Genomic DNA, 19,769 nt, shown 5'->3' with positions numbered 1-19,769 from the left:
AAGCTGACCCACTCTGTGCCGGAGGAACCTTTTGACGCTGGTCCAGACGCAGCCGGGCTCGACGGATGCCACGCCCGCAGGCAGGACGGTGGGCGACGTGATGGAGACCGCCGGGCCGCAGGTCTGTGACGACATGACCGTCGAGGTGGCCCTGTCCGTGATGACCAGTGCCCTTACCGGGCATCTGCTCGTCTGTGACGACAGCGGCCTGTGTATCGGCCTGGTCACCCGGTCCCGGCTCACAGCAGTTCGTGACGGTTCCGCGTACTCGGACAGGCTCCGGCTGCGGGACATCCTCAGCGACCGGGGGCCGTTCACCTCACCGGTGATCACCATGGCCGAAGCCGGGCACATGATGCGCCACAGCGACGTCGATGCCCTGCCTGTGGTCGACGAACACGGCAGTGCCCTGGGCGTCTTCGCCCTCGCCCGCTGAGTCGCCCGTCCGCGGCAGAACCACTCCCTCTTCGTTCCTCTCCCTGTGAGGCATCATGCGCTGTGTCATCGCCCGCTTCCCGTTCGACCTGACCAGGAGCGGCGTCCTGGAAGCGATGAAAGGCATCAAGCCCGAGCACGCTTCCGGCGAGTCCGTGATCATCGGCCGACGCACCTACCCCGTCAAACAGGTCGGCCAGGTCATCACACGCCAGGACCGCCGCGACTTCAGCGCAGGAGAAGTCGTGCGGGCCATGACCCAGCTCGGCTTCACCTGCCGCGGTCCGGTCCCGGCCCCCGCCCCCGCTCGGGTTCTCAGTCCGTTGCAGCAGGCTTCTGCGATGCTCGGCGCCCCTATGGCCGCTTGAGCAACCGGCCGACGCGAGCCGCCGGTACGCAGTGGTGAGGGTCCGGCCGACGCACTCCGGCCGGACCCCCACCGCGTATCGAAGTGTCCGGGCGCGGGCAGTGGGCCAGTGGTCGGAGTAGCTGAAGTCGCCCATCGTCCAGGCGCTGACGTCCTCGATCGCGACCCGGTACATCCCGCCCGTCCGCAGCACGAAGAGCGCGCCGTGGGCGAGCTGCGCGACATCCTGGGCCCCTGAGCCGCTCGACAACAGCAGTGACCATCCCGTGCCGGCGGTCGCGGCGGCGCCCATGGTGACGACACCGAAGGTGGCGCCGATCTGGCGGACGGCGTTGAGCAGGCCACCGACCGAGCCTGACGTGCCGGGCGGGGCGGCGCCGATGATGGCCGCGACGAGGGCGGGCAGGATGAACGAGATGCCGAGACCGGTGAGGAGCAGGCCTGCGGCGAGCCACGCGTAGGCGCCTTGGGCACAGACCGTTCCGGCCAGGACCGTGCCTCCGGCGGCCAGGAGTGCCAGGCTGCCGAGAATCGGGGGGGGGGGGCTTCTCGCGTGGTAGCCGGTGCCGGGCTCCTGGTGCAGGCTGGGCGGCAGGGTGAAGCGGAGCGCCCCGCCCCTTGTGCCGAGTTGGAGCCAGAGGTGGCCGGGCTGGGAGACGGCGCGCAGGGCGATGTCCGCGCAGCCGCTACAGCGGCCGGTGAGACCGGGCCGGGACCGTAGACGTGGAGTTGGCCCATGCGCGAGGGGAGGCGGCAGGACGGGCAGCGGCGCCATGCGGTGGTGGGGTCGACGGAGAACACGTCGGCGAGGGGACGGGCCAGGGCGTTGCCGTCCAGGTGCGTGGTGAAGGGCTCGTTCATTTTTGTCTCCTGGGATGTCACCGTAGGTCAGCCGAAGCGTTCTGTGCGGATGTGGTCGGCAGGGTGGCCGGCGGCGCGCAGCAGGTCGGTGGTGCGCTCGACGCAGCCGGTCGGTCCGCAGACGTAGCAGGCGGCTGTCCGCAGGGATGGGCAGGTCCTGGAGGTCGGCGGCTGTGATGCGTCCGGCGGGGCGGGCCGCGCCGGCGGGTGTGCAGGACGCGCACTGTCAGGAACGCCTCCGCAGGGGGTCCCGCGCCGAGCCGGTCTGCGCAAGGGCCCTACGACACCACCGGCCAACTACGACTGGTCGGCAAGACCACCCCGCTGAAACCCGGCCCGCGAGCTTGCCGAACACCTCACCGCGGCCGGCCCCGACCACCCATGGATCGGCGTCCGCCTTACCGCGTCCTGGAACAGCCGCACCCCCCTGGAACCGGTCCTCGTCGACCCGGCCCTCGTCGCGGAGTTCAGCGCCGACATGTCACAGGACCACGGAGTGTGGCGCCACCCGCTGCGCTACGAACGGCTCCGCCTCGACGCCGCCGAGGCTGATGTTCCGCCGTTCGGCGAGGTGCGGTAGCCGTACAGGGCGCAGCGCGCCGCTCGGCTACACGCGTTCAGTCGAAGCAGCGAGCGCCGCTCGCTGCTTGTGGCGCTTGCAGCCGTGTGGTGAGGACAGCCGAACAGGGGGCGGCCGAGGCTGTCCGTACCCGCACACAGCCGGCGGACCGCCCCAGCCCCGCCGCCCTGGGCCGGGGCACCACCTTCGCCGACCTGCACCGGCTGTGCCTGCACGAGTCCAACCCGCGCATGCTCGCCGAGGTCGCCACCGGCCTCGGCGCACCCGACGAAACGGTGCACACCATCAGCGCCACCGTCGGCACCCTGGCCTGCGTCTCCGCCTTCACCCTCCTCGAAGAGGCCTTCCACTCCCACCGCAACACCCCCGACGCCGCCGCCACCGTGGTCTGCGCACTGATCGGCGACGTCGCCGGATCCGTCGCCGCCGGCCACATCACCCTGCGCCACCGGAAAGCCACATCCTGAAGGCCTCGGTATCAGGGGCCGTATCGCGTGTCAGGTCGCTGCCCACGCGATGCCGGGCTCGGCCCTGTGGTCTCAGACCTTGAGGAAGCTGATCGCCTGGTGGCGGCCGATGTCGGTGATGGAGACGCCCCAGTATTCGCCCGGGGAGACGGTTTGCCCGCCGTCGTAGGCGTTGAGGGTCTGGACCGGGGTGTCGCCCTTGTCGTCGGGGCGGACCTGCTGCTGCCATTCCTGGGCGGGGTCGCCGAACAGTACTTCCTTGGAGCAGGTCTGCATGACGAGCCAGCTGCCGGAGCCGGCGGTGAGGCACTGGCCGGCGAAGGCGGGGTCCTGGTTGCGGACCTGACGGGTGGTCGGGTCGAAGGTCCAGCGCTGTCCCTTGTCCTTGCTGTCGCACCCGACGCCGGCGATGCGCTGGGTGCCGTAGTAGGGCTTCGCCTTGGCGCACGTGTTGTAGCGGTCGGACTTGATCAGGAAGACGCCCGCGGGAAGGTCTTCGCGAGGGTCGGCCGCCGAAGCGGTCGTGGGGAACAGCGGGGCGGACAGGAGGGCAGCCGAGATGGCGGCGGCGGCGAGCTTGCGCATGCCGGCCTGAAAGACGTCCTGGCCCGCTGCCCCGAACTGGACACGGCCGAACACGTCCGCGACTTCGGCGAGATGCTCACCGACCGCCTCGGCGCCCCGCTGCCCACCTGGATCGACGCCAGCCAACTGCCCGACCTTACCGGCTTCGCGCTCCACCTGCTCCGAGACCTCGATGCCGTGACAGCCGGACTCACCCTGGAATGGAGCTCCGGCAGCATCGAGGGCGCCGTGAACCGGATCAAGAAGATCAAGAGGCAACTCTACGGCCGAGCCGGATTCGAACTACTCCGCAAGATGATCCTGCTTCAGTAACACTCCGTGATCGTTCCGCAGATGCTCCATCTGTTGCGCAGCTTCAGCTACGGATCATCGACATCAGCAGATGGTGGCTCTCGCCGTCGGCAGCCACTACAAGCCCGCGGCCCGCCTGTCCGATCGGGGCGCCGTCGATCCCGGTGACTACGCAGCCAGCCGCCTCGCACAAAGCGATGCCAGCAGCGAAATGCACGCTCCCAGACAGGTCGCCGCCATCCGTTACGTATGCGGCGCGCTTGCCCGCGGCGACCCAGGCCAACGCCAGAGTCGTCGATACGACCCGGGGCCGGAACCGTTCCACGAACCGGTGCTGGGCCAGCAAGTCCACAGCCCGAAAGCCGGGCGCGCTGGGGAAAGGCGGATCCAGATTGACATCCACCAGTCGGGTGGCAGACGAGGGCACCAGCTGGGCATCGGCACCATTATGTCGCACCCAGGCGGTCACACCATCGGTGAAGAAGACCTCGCCACTGAACGGATCGGCCACTGCAGCCGCACCGCTGCGCAGCGCCACGTTGACGGCCACGAGCATGTTGCCGACGGCGTAGTTGAGCGTGCCGCACAGGGGATCCACCAACCACTGGCGCGCGACCCCTGCGGCACCCTGCTGCCCACCTTCTTCGCCAAGTACACCGTCATCGGGCCGGGCAGCTTGGATGATGCTGAGGATCATCTCCTCAGCATCGACATCGGCTGCGGTGGCGAAGTCACCGGCACCCTTCTCCGTGCGGGCGAGCCGCTGGCCGTACAGGTTGCGTACTACGTCCGCGCCGGCACGTGCCGCAACTATCGCGACCCCAACATCGTCAAGGCCCGCATACGAGTTGATCATGTCACGCAGGATATCGGCGGCCGAGGCTCAAATCTTCGTCTGCCAGACCAATCCCGTACCCTCGCAATCGAACGCGTTGCTACGCTCCGCGACCGCTCCCCAAGATCTGTGCCAGAACCTCCTTGAAATGCACGAAGCCACCTGGTTTCGTTCACGAGTGCCGGCCGCGTTTGTTCAGCTTGTCGGGAGGGGCCGGACTTGATGTGCACGAGGAATAGGCGGCACCTCGGTCCGGTCGAGGTGCCGCCCATTTATGGGTCAGCTGAGCCGGGCGGTGACGTACGCCTTGATGGCGTCTCGCCGGTACGCGGCCAGGCCGGGCACGGATGGCGCTCGACGAGACCGGCTTCGGACTCAGGTCAGACGGAAGGTTCTTGAGGGGCCGTCATGGACCCGGATTTTCGCACAATGCAATTCTCAGAACCCTCCTTCTGGCATCTTTGCATGCGAACGGGTTCTGAGGGTCGACCCGCTTCTTGATGGCCTCCGCCCGACACTTTTGGATCTTGCTCAGGCAAAGGGTCGTTTATGACAACACCTTTGCCTGTAGCGCAGAGGAGCCTCGGGGCTACTTGGACTCGACGCGTCCGATGGCGGCGGGGCCGGTGGTCAGCGAGTCCTGCGCCGTCTGCCAGGCGTTGTCGTCGAGGTGGAAGGCGGTGCGGAGGTAGGCCGCGGTGAGCTCGGCAATTGCGCCGACCCGGTCGGGGCTCTCGTCGGTGGTTTCTACACTGTCGTGGCCCTGGATGCCGCCCAGGAGGTGTTCGCCGTCGAAAACGGTGAGCAGGGTCTTGGGTCCGGGGGCGAGGTGGTAGGCGTCGGCGTGCCAATCCGGTCCCATGGTCGTCCAGTGCTGGGAGTCGTCCTTGTCGCCGGCGACGACCAGTGCGGGAGTGGTCATCGTGGTGAGGTCGGTGGTGCGGAATACCGGCACGTTGGCGGACATGAACCCGTTGAAGGCCTCACCTCCCCGGCCGATGGCGCCCAGCAGTACACCCTGGGTGATGCGGGGGTCCAGGGCGTCGACCTCTTCCCCGGTGTCGGGGTCGGTGACCTTGGCGCCGAGGAGGAGTTCGCCGGTGAAGGAGCCCAGGGAGTGTCCGGCGACGGCGATCTTGCTGCGGTCGATGCGTCCGGCGATGTGCGGTACGGCCTGTTCGATTTCGTCCAGCTGGTCGAGGATGTTGCTCATGTCCTCGGTGCGCGAGCGCCAGAAGAGGGGTGCTCCGGGCTGGTCGGCGACCTGGTGGCTGAGCCTGGGGGCGCTGAGGTGGTTGGGCTGGATGACGACGAATCCGCGGGCGGCCCAGACCTTGGCGAGGGGGAGGTAACCGTCGAGCGAGGACAGCCCGTAGGCCCCGCCGTGGCCGTGGGAGAGAAGGATGACCGGCAGAGCGGTGCCGGTCACGGGGGCGGAGACGCGCACCTGGAGGTCCAGCGGGCGGCCGGGCACGGTCAGTGTCACCGGGCTGACCGACATCACGGGCGGAGCGGAGGGGTGGAGGTGGGTGTCGGCGATGGAAGTCCACTCAGGCATGTTGCGTCTTTCTCTTCGATGGCCTCTGCCGTCGGCCTCGGGTAACGGCAGAGGCGGTGCGGACGTTCGGGTTTCGCTGAGGTAGAGCCGAAGCGGAACGTTGCTCCATTTACGATACGGAGCATAGTTCCACTTCGCAAGCGGAGAGAGTCGTCCTGGTGAACCGCCAGTCGAGGGAAAGGGGGGCGTGGTGCCCAGTGCGTAGCAGTCCGGAAAGGCGCCGGCCGCAGCCGTGCGGGCCGATGTGGTGCGCAACCAGAAGAAGCTGCTCGCCGCCGCCGCAGAGGTGTTCGTGACCTCCGGCGTCGATGCGCCGGTGCGCAAGATCGCCGCGCGGGCGGGTGTCGGGATGGGGACCCTCTACCGGCACTTCCCGACGCCGGCGGATCTCGTCGTGGCTGTCTTCCGCCACCAGGTCGAGGAATTGGCCGAAGCCGGCCCGCGCCTCCTGGCCGACACCGCCTCGCCGCTGACGGCGCTGCGTCAGTGGGTCGACCTGTTCGCCGACTTCCTCGTCACCAAGCACGGCCTCGCCGCCGTCCCCCAGCCGGACAACAGCTCCGCGACCCTCCACACGTACTTCCTGGACCGGCTGCTTCCGGTCACCGAGCAGCTCCTTGCGGCGGCAGTCGACGCGGGTGAGGTCAGGCCCGACATCCGGCCCTACGAACTCATGCGCGGCATCGGCAACCTCTGCATCGTCCCTGACCACGAGCCCCGCTACGACCCACGCCGGCTGATCGCTCTGTTGCTGGCCGGACTCGAGTCAAAGGCATGCTGACAGCGAGGGTGAGGCTCGTTGATCCCTGCACCGCCCGCCAGCTCTCCAGTTGAACCACCCAATCTCGGGCAGCAGGAGACCCGGGCCGCGGATGCCAGTGGTTCCCTAAGACTCTGCCGACGCTGCCCGACGTCGTTGGCCGGGGCAGGGGTGTTCATGCAGGCTCTCCGGCCGTCTCTCCTTGAGAGGTGCGCGGGCTGGGCAGCGTCGCGGCCGGTACCGGGGCACTGCGACCGCGACCTGGACCATCACCTGGACCGCGCCCGCCCTCAACGACGGCGGGACGTTCACCGAAACCAGGCAGACGCCGTTCACCGCTGACGTCCATGAGGTCCAGGTCGTCAACTGACCGCTGCAAGCCTCTGACCTGCCGTGGTGAGTTTCCTTGGTGAGTTCGGCCGAGCCGTGGTGAATTTTCGCGGTGAGTTGACTCCGCCGTGGTGAGTGGGCCCGGGACCGTGGGGAGTTTCCCGGTCGGAAACTCCCCACCGCAGGTCAGACGCGTGCGCGGCCACTCACCACGCGCCATGCCCACTGGAAACGATCGTTGTCGAATCTGCCGCATGACGCGCAGCTGGTCGACAGGGCGGGCGACCGTTAGATGCCCGGGGCGGGAGTTCCGTCGCCGGTGCCAGTGACCAGCCTCCCGCTCCGGGCCCCGACACCTCGGCACATGAACAATCGCGGCGTATGCCGAGCTGCGCCCCTCGCTGCTCCTCGAGGCCGCGGCATGCAGCGCGGCGCGCTCGCTGCCAGGCGCAGTGGCCGAGTGCCTGTTCCTGAGCCCCCTCCGGGGGGGCTGCTCGGCCTGCCCGGGGTGCTGGCCAGAGCCTGCGCCGAAGGGGCACCCTGGAGGTGTGGTGACCGGGAAGACGCCGCGCTGCAGTCAGTGCGCAACCCTTCTTCCCGACGGGTCCAGGAAGAGCCGCTGGTAATGCTCCGCGACGTGCCGAACGAGGGCTTGGCGGACGATGAAAGCCCGGCGTGAGGCGATCGACGCCGGCGGGGCGGCCCTCAGAGCAGTCCTCGAAGGGTCCCGCCATCCCTGGCCCCGCTTCACGTGCCCCGAGTGCGGCAGCACCTGGTACGCCGCGGACACACCGTTCGGGAAGACGAAGCGACCAGATAGCCGGTACTGCTCACCACGCTGCCGGACGCGAGCGTGGCGCCGACGGTCGCGTTCGGGAGGCGTCACCGCGTGACGCCTCCTGGTGACGCAAACAGCGACGCTCGGGACGGGCACTGAAGGTCCGTCGGCCGCAGGTGTTTGTTCACAGCGAAGCTAGTCTGGCTGAAGGTCCTGACCTGCGAGGACTAACTTCGATGTCAGCGTGGTCGCATGGCGCCGCCCACGCTCCGATGCCAGCGAACAGGAACAGGGGCCGCGGCTGCGTCGCCGGGGGGGGCGACGTCACATTCTTCGTCGTCCTCAAGGACCGGGCCGATCTGACGTCCGCGAAGAAGCAGCGCACGCACGCGAAGGCCGCCGCAGCCGCGTACAAGGCGCTGAAGACGACTGCCGAGGACAGCCAGAAGTCGCTCGCCTCCTTCCTTGACAAGAAGAAGGTCGGCCACAAGGACTACTGGATCGCCAACACGATCCAGGTCACCGGTGACAAGGCTCTCGTCGCCGAGCTCGCCAAGCGCTCAGACGTCGCGTCGATCCTCAAGCGGCAGAAATCCACGCTCAACGACATCGACAGCACCGCCGAGAAGGTGGGCACGTCGCGCGGAACGGCGGCGAAGACGACGGACGCGGCCGCCGATGGTGACACGACCCCCGGTTGGGGCGTCAAGGACATCAAGGCCGACCAGGTCTGGGACCAGTATGAGGACCGTGGCGAGGGCATCGTCGTTGCCAGTGTCGACTCCGGTGTGCAGTACGACCACCCGGACCTCGTCGACAACTACCGCGGCAGCAACGGCGACGGCACGTTCACGAACGACTACAACTTCTACGACCCGTCGGGTGTGTGCGCCACCAGCAGCACCCCGTGCGACAACGCGGGCCACGGCACCCACACCATGGGCACGATGGTCGGTAAGAAGCCGCCGACGCCTCGACCGAGGCGACAACGCTGAGCAGCGCCGAGGCCAAGACCCTCGCCGACCACATCAACGTCGACGTGTACGGGGACAACGCCCCGACCGTGGGCGACCAGGACGCCACCAGCAGCGGCTCTTCCCTGGACGGTGCCACGTCGGGCGGTGCGACCGGCAGCGGCTCCTCCACCGAGGCCGACACCGCGGTCATCACCCCGGTCACCTTCACCAGCAAGTCCACGCTGGAGGGGGCGCGCGGTATCGCAGCGACCGTTCCGGCCGGCTCCGACGGCAGCTACTTCACCGTGCACAGCCTGGGCAACGTGCAGCTGCACAAGGCCGACGGCTCCACCGCCTGGGCGCGCACCAATGCTTCGTACTTCACGGACTGGCAGGTCAAGCCTCTGCAGGTCTGGCGTGCCGAGCCGTATCCGGCGCGCATCGTGATGGGTTACAACGCGGTCGCTCCGTTCGCGCCCTATTCGGACCAGGGGTTCGACACCGCCGACCTGACCGGTGACGGCACGAAGGACATCGTGTTCTCCGCGTCCGTCGGCATCGACGATGCCCGGGCGTTCACCTCGCCCGGCTCGCCGCTGAAGGCCGGCACCTTCGTGACGGTCCTGGACGGCAGGACCGGCAAGACGGTGTGGTCGAAGCTGTACGCGTTCGCCACCAACGTCAAGGTGGTCGACGGCACGCTGCTCATCGCCAACGCGCCGGCCCTGAACTGGAGCGCGCCCGCGACGGAGACGGCCACCCTCACCGGTACCCGCTTCTCCTTCGCCGACGGGAAGCTGACCCCGTCCTCGACGTGGACGTACGACACCAAGTCGACCGACCCCGCCACCTGGGGCGGCCTGGAGTCCCTCGGCGGGGGCAAGATCGCCGCGGTCTGGGACCTGCGCAAGACCGACACGAACGCCTCGCGCGGCCGCACCCTCGTCCTGGACACGGCCGACGGCTCGGTCACGTGGGAGACCGACAGCGCACTGTACGGCCGCCAGCTCCGCCTCGACGCCTCCCGCAAGCGGATCGTCGCCCTGGAGCAGGCGGACATCTCCGACGCGGTGATGTACGAGCTCGCCGCGTAGGACCTGGCCGACGGCAAGCGCACCACCCTCGACACCCGTGTCAACGTCCTGCCCACCGCCCTGCACGTCGGTGACGCGGCCAAGGGCGGCGGCCAGGAGATCACGGTCAGCGAGTCGACATACAACTCGTCGTTCTACATCAACTCCAGCACGATCCGGGTCCTGGACGGTTCGGACGGCGCGACGGTCAAGTGGGCATACACCACCAAGCGCTCCGCCGACAACACCGCCGACGGCGCCAGCACCTGGACCCTCGCCACCGAGGGCGGTTCGCTCTACGCCTCCGCGCAGGACGACCAGGACATGAGTAACGCACTCAACGTCGGTGGTCAGCGCTACGGCTCGCTCACCGCGTTCACCAGCGGCGGCAAGGTCAAGTGGCGCCAGCACGGCCTCAACGCGTCGCCGATGTACCAGCAGCTGTACTCCGCCCGCGGCGGCGACTACGTCCGCACCGTCGACCAGCAGCAGAACATCCGCGAGTACAAGCTGGGCAACGGCACCCAGAAGAACCTGACGCCGCTGCAGGGCGACCTGTACACCGGCAAGGCCGCCGACTTCGACGGAGACGGCAAGAAGGACGTCGTCGTCGGCGGCTCCTCGCACGGCGTGTGGGCCTACTCCGGCAAGTCCCTGGTCAACGGCGAGCCGAAGAAGCTGTGGCAGGCCACCGTCCCCGGCGAGGTGCACAACATCGCGACCGGTGACGTGAACGGCGACGGCACGCCTGACGTTGCCGTGGCCGCGGACAACGCCACCGCGGTCCTCGACGGGAAGACCGGCAAGGTCCTCACGACGATCGACGGCAACGGCGCCTACGTCCGCTCGGTGACCGTCGCCGACGTGACCGGCGACGGCAAGGCCGAAATCCTCGTCCCGACCGACGCCCTGCGCGTGTACAGCGCGAGCGGCAAGAAGCTGTGGTCGTACTCCGCACCGGCGAGCGCCGACGACGTGGTCTTCTCCGACGCGGTCGTCTCCGACGGGCAGGTGTACACGCAGTACACCAGCCGGAACGCGCTCGACATCTCCGACGCCGTCGTCAATGGTGTCGCCCTCAACGGCAAGGGCACCGTGAAGTGGACCGCCGACCCGAAGGCTCCGAGCCAGGCGGCCGACGGCAAACTGCACGGCGCGATACTGGTCAACGGAGTCTTCGCCTCGCCGAAGATCCCGTACGCGGAAGGTCACGCGGTCGTCTACACCTGGCTCATCCAGGCCGACCCGACGGTGGCCGGTGACCTCTCCACCGCCTTGCCGCGGGCCGTCACCGAGATCCGGGACGGACGCACCGGCGAGCTGATCCACCAGGATCTCAGCAGCGGCCCGTGGTCGCACGGCAACTACTTCACCGACGACCAGAACAACGTGCTGTACCAGATGGGCTTCGGCGTGATGAAGGGATACCCCGGGGCCGGCAAGGAGGACACCTACGCCTCGGTGATCGCGCCGCTGCGTGCGGGCGGATTCATCAACGGCCCCGGGGGGCGGCGCCTCTTCGCCGGCGGTGTCGAGGGCGGGCTGGCCGCCTACGACCCCTCGCAGCTGACCAATGGCGGGGTCTTCCAGTCCGCCATCGGAAGCGCCTCGCTCATGGGTGGCCGCAACTACCTCGCCGCCGACCTCGACGGTGACGGCACCGACGAGATGATCTCGCTCCAGTTCGATCACTTCGGCACCAACCGGATGGCCGAACAGCTGGGCAGCGCAGTCCTCTCCCTGGACGACGCAATCCACCAGATGTCGATGTACAAACTGTCCTGACCCGACCCGTGTACATGGAACCCCCTGGGCATCGCCCAGGGGGTTCCAGCCTGCGCAGCCACGGACGCGCGGGGCTCGACTCCGGCCGTGGCCGCTGATCAGGCCGGCACGCGAACAGTTCCCTCAACGCGGGCCACGCCTGTAGCCGACGCACGGACGAGCGGTGATGCTGATCCAGAACCGAACGCCGGACATGGAGGAAATCATGCTCCCGCCGGACTGCCAGCGCATCCTCGCCACCGTGCGGCCGGCGGCCGGCGTGTCGAACATGTCGGTGAGGAGTTCGGTGCCGATCGCCGGTGCGCGCGCATGACGCGGTTGTCGGGGGAGAACGTCACCAGTCTGCCGTCGGAAAGGGTGGTGATGTCGCTGTGTGCCCAGTATGGGCCGCTCATGGTGCTCCTTGACGGGTTTGCGAGAGCAGGAGGGTGCGGGAGGCGTGGCATACCCAGCTGCCGCCCCGGCAAAGGGCGGCTGGGACCGCTGACCGGGCGATGGGTCTGTGGGGAGCCGGTGCCCCGGCTCCCCACAGACCCATCCCGTCTCAGCCGTTGACGAATGGGTTGCCGCCGTCCTTGTCCGTTCCTCGCACCAGCCAGACGGGGAATTCCTGCCGCAGGACGCGGGCCGAGGTGTTGAAGTACCGCATCGTGTACCCGGCCCGTCGGCGGGGGCTGGTGTTGGCCTTCGCCCCGTGAATGATGCGGCTGTCGTGCAAAGAGGCCTGTCCGCGTCGCAGTTCGAGGTATACGGCGCTGTTCTCGTCCACCCCCTCGATCTCCTTCTCGAAGGTGTAGGAGTCTCCGTCCGCGAGCGTCCGGTAGGCGGAGAAGCCGTTGTCGTGCGTACCGGGAATCACCGCCATGCAGCCGTTCTCCCGGTCGACGTCGTCGAGGGCGAGCCACACGGTCACGATGCGCGAGAAGTCGCTGAACCGTGACTGCCAGAAGGCGGAGTCCTCGTGCCACGGCGTCGGCCGGCCGGTCCGGGGCTCCTTGGCGATGAAGTGGCTGGAGAACAGGCCGATGTCCGGTCCGATCAAGGGCTCGACGAGGTCGGCCACTTCCTCGGCGAGGAGGAACTCCAGCAGCCTGTGGTCCTCGATGTGCGGGGTGTCCAGCTCGTCGGTGCGCCTGGCGCCGGCAGCGGACACATGCTCCTCGAAGATCTCGCCGAGGCGGTCCATGCGGTCCTTGGCGAAGACCTGCTCGGTGAAGCGGTGGTATCCGTCGCGGCGGTATCCCTCGACCTCGATACCGGTGAGGCGGCTCATGTCGCGTTCCCTTCGTCGGTGAGGGCATCAGCATGTAACCCCGGCGAACCAGCCGGTGTGCGCGAACGCCGGTCCGGGTGTGCGCCGATGAGGCTCTCCGGGCCACCTCTGACGGTCCCTCAGGAGGACGCCGCACGGTACTCGGTCGGGGAACAGCCGACAGCAGCGCGGAAGGCTCGCGCGAAGTGGGACGCGTCACCGAAGCCGCTGGCCCGGCGGACCTGGCCGATGCCCAGCTCGGTCGTCGCCAGCAGGACGCGCGCGGTGCGCAGACGCACGTGCTGGATGTGCCCGGTGAGGGTGCGACCCGTCTCCGCCCTGAACCGCTCCCGCAGATAGGCGGGCGAGAGGTGCGCGACGGCAGCCAGCTCGTCGGCGGACAGAGGCTGTGCGTGGCGGCGCTCGATGTGATCGAGCACCTCCGCGAGCCAGGGCGGAGCCGGTTGACCGCCGTCGCGCGTACCGCGGTCGCGAGCCAGCGAGACGACGGCCTGCGCAACCAGGGCACGGGCCATGAGCTGACGGTGCGGCCGGCTTCCGGCGGTCTCGTCCGCGAGGGCCTCGAAGAGCGCGGGGTCGGGAACGTGCCCGACCGCGGGATCTCCCGAGGTAAGAACGGAAAGGATCTTCTCGATGTCCTGCGGCATCGTCCGTGCGTCGAAAGTGACATCGATCAGTCTGAGTCGATCGCCCGGCGCGGGGGCCACCGCATGGAGGGAGCTGGGAGAAACCACCAGGACGTCACCGCGGGCCAGAGGAAGGGTGCGGCCGTCGACGTGATGGATACCGCTGCCCGCCGTGACGACGGCCATCTCGTGGAAGTCGTGCCAGTGGGGCCGGTAGGCCCGGACGAGTTCCTGGCGGAGGGCGACGACTTCTCCGGGCTTGCGGAAACCGTGTCCCGACAGCCGTGCGGGGAACGTGGAGGTCATGGGCCGGCTCCTGACGGGCGTACGAGGCGGTTCCAGTCGAAGCCCCCAGCGGCCGGGGCAGCCGGCCCCGGGCCGGCAGTCCGCGGTCTTCCGCCCGACGGCGGCCCCGCGGAACTGCGCACTGCGGAGGAGGAATCACGCGACTGAGGATCGGCCGTCGCGTCGTGTGGCCCTGAACCGAGGCCGTCGTGCCCTGAAGTGAACGTCCTCATTCGGATCGCCGTTCACCAGAGGCTGCGTACCGATTCCCGGATGACCAGGTGCGTGCCGAACACGGGGCTGTTGCGACCGGACCCCGGCGCCGGTGGAGACAGAACGAGGCGGGCGGCGGCACGGCCCAGTTCGCTGAAGGGCAGGTGGACCGTGGTGAGTGGGGGCCAGGTCTCCTGGGCCAGCGACAGGTCGTCGAAACCGATGACGGAGATGTCGCCGGGAACCGACAGTCCGGCATCGCGGATGGCAGCAAGGGCACCGGTGGCGATGTGGTCGGACTCCGCGAAGATGGCCGTGATGTCCGCCCTCTCGTCCAGGAGCTCCCTCGTCGCCTGGTAGCCGGTGGCGCGGACGCGCTCCCCGGACTTGATGATCCGCTCGTCGATGGGGATGTCGAAGGACGCCAGGGCGGAGTAGTACCCCGCCGTCCGGCCCTCGCTGGTGCTGAACCCCTCGGGGCCGCGGATGTAGGCGATGCGGCGGTGTCCCTGTGAGAGCAGGTGGCTCACCGCGGACGCGGCGCCGCCGGCCTGGTCGTAGTTGACGGTCCGCACCGGGGCGCCGTCCACGCCGGGGCGGCCGCAGAAGACGAGCGGCACCTGCTGTTCGGCGTAGCGCTGTGCCTGTTTCCTGACCCCGTCGCGGTACACCTCCGAGTCGTACACGCCCCCCGCCACGATGACCCCCTCGATGGCGGGATCGTCGACGAGGGCGTCCAGCATGGCGAACTCGGTGGCGGTGTCGTATCCGGTCGAGCCGACGAGGCAGAAGTGGCCGGCGCCCGTGACGATGTGCTCCACGCCGGAGACGATCTCGACCAGAAAATCCTGGCGGATGTCGTGGGCGATGACCGCCACCGTAGGGAAGCGGTGATCACTGTCCGTGACGCGCTTCCCTCGCACGTAGCCCAGTTCGGCCGCCGCCTCGGTCACGCGGGCCTTCGTGGCGGGGGCCACGGGATACGTACCGGTCAGGGCGCGTGACGCGGTGGCCAGGGACACCCCTGCTCGCTCGGCGACAGCGTGGAGGGTCGCTTTACGACCCGGACCGGATTTCCGTGAATCAGTCATGAAAACTTTTCTATCAGATCGGGCTGACGGATATCAAGGCGAGCAGTGCTTGAACCCCTGATTGAGGCCTTCAGAACGCTTGACACGGTCAAGCGGGCGCTCGTACCTTCCTTTCAGAAAGTTTGCGTTACTCAACAGAAAGATTTTCTTAACATGGTCTTCGACGCACGTTCCGTGCCCCCCGGTCCGGCAGCAGGCGAGAAGCTGCGGGCCGTCCTGTGCATGGACGCCCGACTGCGGGACGCGGTCTTTCCGGCCGAGGTACGCCGCCAGATAGCCGAGTCGGCGGAACTCACGGTGGTCGACGACTTCCGCGAGTCCGCCGCGCTGGCCGAGGCCCAGGTGCTGATGACCAGCTGGGGCGCGCCGATGATCGACGACCGTGTCCTGGACCGGGCGCCCGGTGTCCGGGCCGTCGTGCACGCGGCCGGCTCGGTCAAGGATGTCGTGGGGCCGGCCGTCTTCCGGCGGGAGCTTCCCGTCTCCTCGGCCGCGGACGAGATGGCCGAACCGGTAGCGGCCGTCGCCTACGCCTTCATCACCCTGGCCGCGAAGAGGGCCCTGCGGCTGCAGGACCTCTACCGGCAGGGCATCGTCGCCGGCCGCCACGAACGCCCCGACATCGGCTTCGGCCACAAGGTCATCGGCATCGTCGGCGCGTCCCGTATCGGACGGGCGGTCATCAGGCGCCTTGTCGCCGACGGTCGGAAGGTCGTCCTGTACGACCCCCACTGCACCGCGGAGACGGCGGCGATGCTGGAGGTCGAGCGCGTCGAGCTGGACGAGCTGTGCAGCCGCAGCCACATCCTCTCCCTGCACGCCCCGATCCTGCCGTCCACCGTCCACATGATCGACGCCGCGCGGCTCCGCCGGCTCCCCGACGGTGCGGCCGTGATCAACACCGCGCGGGGGCGTCTGCTGGACACCGGTGCGCTGCTCGCCGAGTGTGCCTCCGGACGGCTGGAGGCCTATCTGGACGTCACCGACCCCGAACCGCTGCCGGTCGACCATCCGCTGCTCCACCTGCCGAACGTCCTCCTCACCCCGCACCTGGCCGGCACCGAAGGGGCCGACCTCCACTCCATGGGCCGCTTCGCCGCCGCCGAGCTGCACCGGCTGGCGGCAGGACTCCCCTTCCGCGGTCTGGTCTCCGCCCACCAACTGGCCCAGCTGGCCTGACCATCCTCGTCATCGCTTGATCAGCAGGACGGCGCCCCAGGCGCCGGTCGTACCGGCTGGTTCCACCCAAAGGACATGATCATGACGAATATCGACCGACGGACGCTCCTCAAGGCAGCGGCGTTCGCATCCGCCGGCGCCGCAACGGCCGGTCTCACCGGCTGCGGCACCGGCTCGTCAGGCGGCGCATCCAAGGGTTCCGTCTCCGTGCTGACCCCCGTCTTCGCGACCGCCGAGGGCAAGAAGGTGCTGGAAGGGCGCGTCACCAAGACCTTCCGCGGCGATCACCCCGATGCCGGGGTGCGCGTCGACTACAGCACCTGGGACGTGCTGCCGGAGAAGATCTCCACGAGCCTGGCGGGCGGCACGCTGGCCGACGTCGTCATGGTCGGATTCGGCTGGGTCCCGCCGTTCGCCGCCAAGAACACCTTCGCCGAACTCCCCGCCTCCCTGCGCTCCAGCTCCGGATACCTGGACCAGGTCGTCGCGCCCGGGCGCTACCTCGACAAGACCTACGCCCTGCCGCTGGGCGTGGACGCGATGGTCGTGGCCTACCGCAAGGACCACTTCGAGAAGGCGGGTATCACGCAGACCCCGCGGAACTTCGAGGAGTTCCGCGCAGCCGCGAAGGAGTTGACTCGCCGCAAGTCCGGTGGCGGGTTCGAGCGTGTGGGCATCGACCTCACCGCGGCCAACCTGCGCCAGCAGTGGGTCGCCGCGCTCGACGCCTGCGGCGGACGCATGTTCGACGCCGAGGGCACCAAGGTCCTCTTCGACAGCGACCAGGGGGCGCTGGCACTGGACTTCCTTGCCGGGTTCGTGCAGGACGGGTCCTCCTCGCTGGCCTTCCGCGCATCCCAGGGCCTCCCGCTGGAGACCCTGCGCAAGGGCACCAGCTCGATGTCCATGACGGCCGCATCGGCGATCGGGCAGAACGCCGTACTGCCCGAGGGCCGTAAGGAACTGGAGAACATCGGCTACTTCCTCCTCCAGGAGAGGAAGCCCTCCATGTTCGTCGGCGGAACCCTGGTCACCGTGAACAAGCGATCACGCAACCAGGAGGCCGCCTTCGACTTCCTGCGCGCCGTTACGGCCAAGAAGGCGTCGCTCGCCGTCGCCGACCCCAACGGCTACCTGCCCCCCTTCACGGACACCGCTGCGGACAAAACGATACGCAACCCCGCCGCCACGCTGATCCGGGACAACTTCCGCTACTCCGTCAGCGAGGGCGGCAGCCCGGCCTGGATGGAGATCCGCGAGACGATCAACCCGGCGATCGAAGGCGTCCTCACGGGCAAGCAGTCGACGGGCAAGGCCCTCACCTCGCTGCGCGCGCAGGCCGAGGACGCCATCGGGCGGATCTGATGAGCCAACACGAACTGACCCGTCCTCCCCGCGTACGAGCCCCGCGCAGCCTGCAACGCGGACAGCGCCGGGCCGGCATGCTGTTCGCCCTCCCCGCCACGCTCCACGTCGGCCTGTGGATCGGCCTTCCGGTCCTGGCGGCCTTCGCCCTGAGCTTCACCGACTACGACGTCTTCAAGTCACCCGCGTTCGTCGGGATCGAGAACTACCAGCAGATCTTCTCCGACGGTGAGTTCCTGCGCAGCCTGTGGACCACGCTCCTCTACGCCGTGGGCACGGTCCCCGTATCCATGGCCCTCTCACTCGGCCTGGCCGTCCTCCTCAACCAGGGCATCCGAGGCCAGGGCTTCTTCCGGACCGCGATCTACCTGCCGCAGATCACCGCGACCGTCGCCGTGGCCCTCGTCTGGAGCTACATGCTGCAGGGCGACGGCCTGGTCAACCACGCCCTGGAGGCGATCGGTGTCGGGCCCGTCGACTGGCTCACCGACCCGTCCGTCGCGCTCTTCTCCGTCATCCTGATCAGCATCTGGCAGGGCATGGGCTTCAACACCCTGATCTACCTCGCAGCCCTGCAGGGCCTGCCCGGCGATCTGTACGAGGCGGCCTCCATCGACGGCGCCGGCGCGTGGAGGCGCTTCATCAGCATCACCGTCCCCATGCTCAAGCCCGCCACGTTCTTCGTCCTGATCACCTCGACCGTCGGCGCCTTCCAGGCCTTCGACCAGGTGTACATCCTCACCAGGGGCGGCCCCGCCTACGCCACCACCCTCACGACGTACGAGATCTACAAGACGGGCTTCTCCGACTTCCGCCTGGGCGTGGCCTGTGCGCAGTCGGTGGTCCTGCTGATCGCGCTGATCGTACTGACAGCGGTCAACACCCGCACGATGGGAGAAGCCCGCGATGGCCACTGACGCCCCGCCTCGCCGCGCCGTGAAGCCCACCCGCCACCCGCACCCGCACCGACCGCGGAAGCGACCGCACCGGCCGGCGCCGGCCGGGGGCGCCGGCTCCTCCGGGACACGCATCGCGAGCTTCTGGCTGATGGCCATGGTCTCCGTCCTCATGATCACCCCCTTCGTCTGGATGGTGCTGTCGTCGCTGCGCGACCCCGCCCAGTCGGCGGGGCTGCTGCCCGAGTCACTGCGCTGGCAGAACTACGCCGACGCACTGAAGTCGGCGCCCTTCCTCACCTATGCCCGCAACAGCTTCTTCATCGCCGCCGGGCACACGGTCATCAACGTCGTGTTCGCCTCGATGGCCGGCTACGCGCTCGCCAAGCTGCCCTTCCGCGGCTCCAAGGTCCTTCTTTTCTGCTTCATCGGCGCCATCATGATCCCGATGTACACGATCATCGTGCCGCAGTTCATCCTCGTCCGGTCGATGCCCTTCTTCGGCGGCAACGACATCCTCGGCCAAGGCGGCACGGGCTGGCTCGACTCCTGGTGGGCCCTGATCATCCCGGGAGCCATGAGCCCGCTCTCGGTGTTCCTCTTCCGCCAGTTCTACCTGGGCATCCCCAAGGAGCTCGCGGAGGCGGCCCGACTCGACGGGGCCAACGAATTCGTCATCTGGGCGAAGATCGTCACGCCTCAGGTCAAGCCGGCCATCGTCACCGTCGCGCTGCTCACCTTCCAGACCGGCTGGACCAACTTCCTGTGGCCGTTGCTGGTCACCGGCCGTGAAGACCTCCGGGTGCTCCAAGTAGGCCTGGCCTCCTTCCAGCAGGAGAACACCACCCAGTGGGCCCTGCTCATGGCCGGCACCGCCATGGCCACCATTCCCATGATCGTCCTGTTCGTCTTCGCCCAGCGCTACTTCGTCAACAGCCTGACCCACGTCGGCCTGAAGTAGCAGACCCGAGCACGCCTGTGGACGCGTAAGCCGTCCGTCACCCCCTCACGCCTCGGAGTTCCCCATGAGCACCCATCGCAGGACAAAGCTGTCCCGGCGCACCCTGCTGGCCCTGAGCGCTGCCTGATGGTCTGCATGAGGGTGCCAGTGGAGATTCGTCATCTGGATGTCAGAGAGATGGGCCTAGTGACCTGCTATTTGTCACTGTCAGGGTGTGAC

Annotated in this window: 18 protein-coding genes and 2 pseudogenes; 13 read left to right on the top strand and 7 right to left on the bottom strand. The window is 68.4% G+C overall.

The window, feature by feature from the left end; genetic code table 11:
• Positions 1 to 31: 31 nt before the first annotated feature.
• Positions 32 to 436 (top strand): CBS domain-containing protein, encoded by a 405-nt coding sequence (locus ACFUNE_RS31395; protein WP_383575026.1) that lies wholly within the window; start codon positions 32 to 34, stop codon positions 434 to 436.
• Positions 437 to 491: 55 nt separating this feature from the next.
• Positions 492 to 803, top strand: a complete 312-nt coding sequence (locus ACFUNE_RS31390) for an SCO5918 family protein (protein WP_383575024.1) — start codon at positions 492 to 494, stop codon at positions 801 to 803.
• 764 nt (positions 804 to 1,567) lie between these two features.
• Here the strand turns inward: ACFUNE_RS31390 and ACFUNE_RS31385 are convergent.
• A pseudogene (locus ACFUNE_RS31385) lies at positions 1,568 to 1,663 on the bottom strand (DUF6510 family protein); the annotation flags it as partial.
• Positions 1,664 to 2,329: 666 nt separating this feature from the next.
• On the opposite strand from ACFUNE_RS31385, the gene ACFUNE_RS31380 reads away from it, so the two are divergent.
• Positions 2,330 to 2,710, top strand: coding sequence for a 3-oxoacyl-[acyl-carrier-protein] synthase III C-terminal domain-containing protein (locus ACFUNE_RS31380; protein WP_383575022.1), 381 nt, complete (start codon positions 2,330 to 2,332; stop codon positions 2,708 to 2,710).
• Between the two features lie 72 nt (positions 2,711 to 2,782).
• Here the strand turns inward: ACFUNE_RS31380 and ACFUNE_RS31375 are convergent, their stop codons facing one another.
• Positions 2,783 to 3,349, bottom strand: a complete 567-nt coding sequence (locus tag ACFUNE_RS31375; protein WP_383575020.1) for a ricin-type beta-trefoil lectin domain protein — start codon at positions 3,347 to 3,349, stop codon at positions 2,783 to 2,785.
• A gap of 18 nt (positions 3,350 to 3,367) precedes the next feature.
• Between ACFUNE_RS31375 and ACFUNE_RS31370 the strand changes: the two genes are divergently transcribed.
• Positions 3,368 to 3,607 (top strand): transposase, encoded by a 240-nt coding sequence (locus ACFUNE_RS31370; protein ID WP_383575019.1) that lies wholly within the window; start codon positions 3,368 to 3,370, stop codon positions 3,605 to 3,607.
• Positions 3,608 to 3,650: 43 nt separating this feature from the next.
• Here ACFUNE_RS31370 and ACFUNE_RS31365 read toward each other — a convergent pair whose 3' ends face one another.
• Both ACFUNE_RS31365 and ACFUNE_RS31360 read right to left on the bottom strand, forming a co-directional pair.
• Positions 3,651 to 4,442: an inositol monophosphatase family protein gene (locus ACFUNE_RS31365; RefSeq protein WP_383575018.1), complete on the bottom strand. Its 792-nt coding sequence runs from the start codon at positions 4,440 to 4,442 to the stop codon at positions 3,651 to 3,653.
• A 568-nt stretch (positions 4,443 to 5,010) separates the two neighbouring features.
• Positions 5,011 to 5,979, bottom strand: a complete 969-nt coding sequence (locus ACFUNE_RS31360; RefSeq protein WP_383575016.1) for an alpha/beta hydrolase family protein — start codon at positions 5,977 to 5,979, stop codon at positions 5,011 to 5,013.
• A 232-nt stretch (positions 5,980 to 6,211) separates the two neighbouring features.
• Here ACFUNE_RS31360 and ACFUNE_RS31355 point away from each other — a divergent pair, with 232 nt between their 5' ends.
• The 5 genes and pseudogenes from ACFUNE_RS31355 to ACFUNE_RS31335 all read left to right on the top strand — a co-directional run bounded on the left by ACFUNE_RS31355 (position 6,212) and on the right by ACFUNE_RS31335 (position 11,974).
• Positions 6,212 to 6,760 carry a TetR/AcrR family transcriptional regulator gene (locus tag ACFUNE_RS31355; protein ID WP_383575014.1) on the top strand — a complete coding sequence of 183 codons (549 nt, stop codon included), beginning with the start codon at positions 6,212 to 6,214 and terminating at the stop codon, positions 6,758 to 6,760.
• Between the two features lie 1,359 nt (positions 6,761 to 8,119).
• Positions 8,120 to 8,806, top strand: a pseudogene (locus ACFUNE_RS31350) (S8 family serine peptidase); the annotation flags it as partial.
• Positions 8,807 to 8,886: 80 nt separating this feature from the next.
• Entirely contained in the window at positions 8,887 to 9,897 is a 1,011-nt protein-coding gene (locus tag ACFUNE_RS31345; RefSeq protein ID WP_383575012.1) for a hypothetical protein, read from the top strand.
• Between the two features lie 303 nt (positions 9,898 to 10,200).
• Positions 10,201 to 11,661, top strand: coding sequence for an FG-GAP repeat domain-containing protein (locus ACFUNE_RS31340; RefSeq protein ID WP_383575010.1), 1,461 nt, complete (start codon positions 10,201 to 10,203; stop codon positions 11,659 to 11,661).
• A gap of 166 nt (positions 11,662 to 11,827) precedes the next feature.
• The gene (locus ACFUNE_RS31335; RefSeq protein WP_383575008.1) at positions 11,828 to 11,974 is read left to right on the top strand and encodes a hypothetical protein; all 147 of its coding nucleotides are present in this window, start codon (positions 11,828 to 11,830) and stop codon (positions 11,972 to 11,974) included.
• A 231-nt stretch (positions 11,975 to 12,205) separates the two neighbouring features.
• Here ACFUNE_RS31335 and ACFUNE_RS31330 read toward each other — a convergent pair whose 3' ends face one another.
• From ACFUNE_RS31330 to ACFUNE_RS31320, 3 genes are all read right to left on the bottom strand, one after another.
• Positions 12,206 to 12,934, bottom strand: coding sequence for a phytanoyl-CoA dioxygenase family protein (locus tag ACFUNE_RS31330; protein WP_383575005.1), 729 nt, complete (start codon positions 12,932 to 12,934; stop codon positions 12,206 to 12,208).
• Between the two features lie 119 nt (positions 12,935 to 13,053).
• A complete protein-coding gene (locus ACFUNE_RS31325; protein WP_383575003.1) occupies positions 13,054 to 13,866 on the bottom strand; it encodes an AraC family transcriptional regulator in 813 nt (270 codons plus the stop codon).
• Between the two features lie 224 nt (positions 13,867 to 14,090).
• On the bottom strand, positions 14,091 to 15,149 hold the full coding sequence (locus tag ACFUNE_RS31320) for a LacI family DNA-binding transcriptional regulator (RefSeq protein WP_383575001.1): 1,059 nt from the start codon (positions 15,147 to 15,149) through the stop codon (positions 14,091 to 14,093).
• Positions 15,150 to 15,302: 153 nt separating this feature from the next.
• Here ACFUNE_RS31320 and ACFUNE_RS31315 point away from each other — a divergent pair, with 153 nt between their 5' ends.
• The 4 genes from ACFUNE_RS31315 to ACFUNE_RS31300 all read left to right on the top strand — a co-directional run bounded on the left by ACFUNE_RS31315 (position 15,303) and on the right by ACFUNE_RS31300 (position 19,550).
• A complete protein-coding gene (locus ACFUNE_RS31315; protein WP_383574999.1) occupies positions 15,303 to 16,328 on the top strand; it encodes a hydroxyacid dehydrogenase in 1,026 nt (341 codons plus the stop codon).
• Between the two features lie 81 nt (positions 16,329 to 16,409).
• Entirely contained in the window at positions 16,410 to 17,693 is a 1,284-nt protein-coding gene (locus ACFUNE_RS31310; protein WP_383574997.1) for an extracellular solute-binding protein, read from the top strand.
• Entirely contained in the window at positions 17,693 to 18,610 is a 918-nt protein-coding gene (locus tag ACFUNE_RS31305; RefSeq protein ID WP_383574995.1) for a carbohydrate ABC transporter permease, read from the top strand. The genes ACFUNE_RS31310 and ACFUNE_RS31305 overlap by 1 nt, the downstream gene beginning before the upstream one ends.
• Positions 18,600 to 19,550 (top strand): carbohydrate ABC transporter permease, encoded by a 951-nt coding sequence (locus tag ACFUNE_RS31300; RefSeq protein ID WP_383574993.1) that lies wholly within the window; start codon positions 18,600 to 18,602, stop codon positions 19,548 to 19,550. The genes ACFUNE_RS31305 and ACFUNE_RS31300 overlap by 11 nt, the downstream gene beginning before the upstream one ends.
• The last annotated feature ends 219 nt before the right edge of the window (positions 19,551 to 19,769 follow it).

The organism is Streptomyces sp. NPDC057287 (assembly GCF_042667905.1).
In the GTDB taxonomy this organism is placed as follows: Bacteria; Actinomycetota; Actinomycetes; order Streptomycetales; family Streptomycetaceae; genus Streptomyces.
This window is presented reverse-complemented; position numbering and strand designations above follow the sequence as displayed.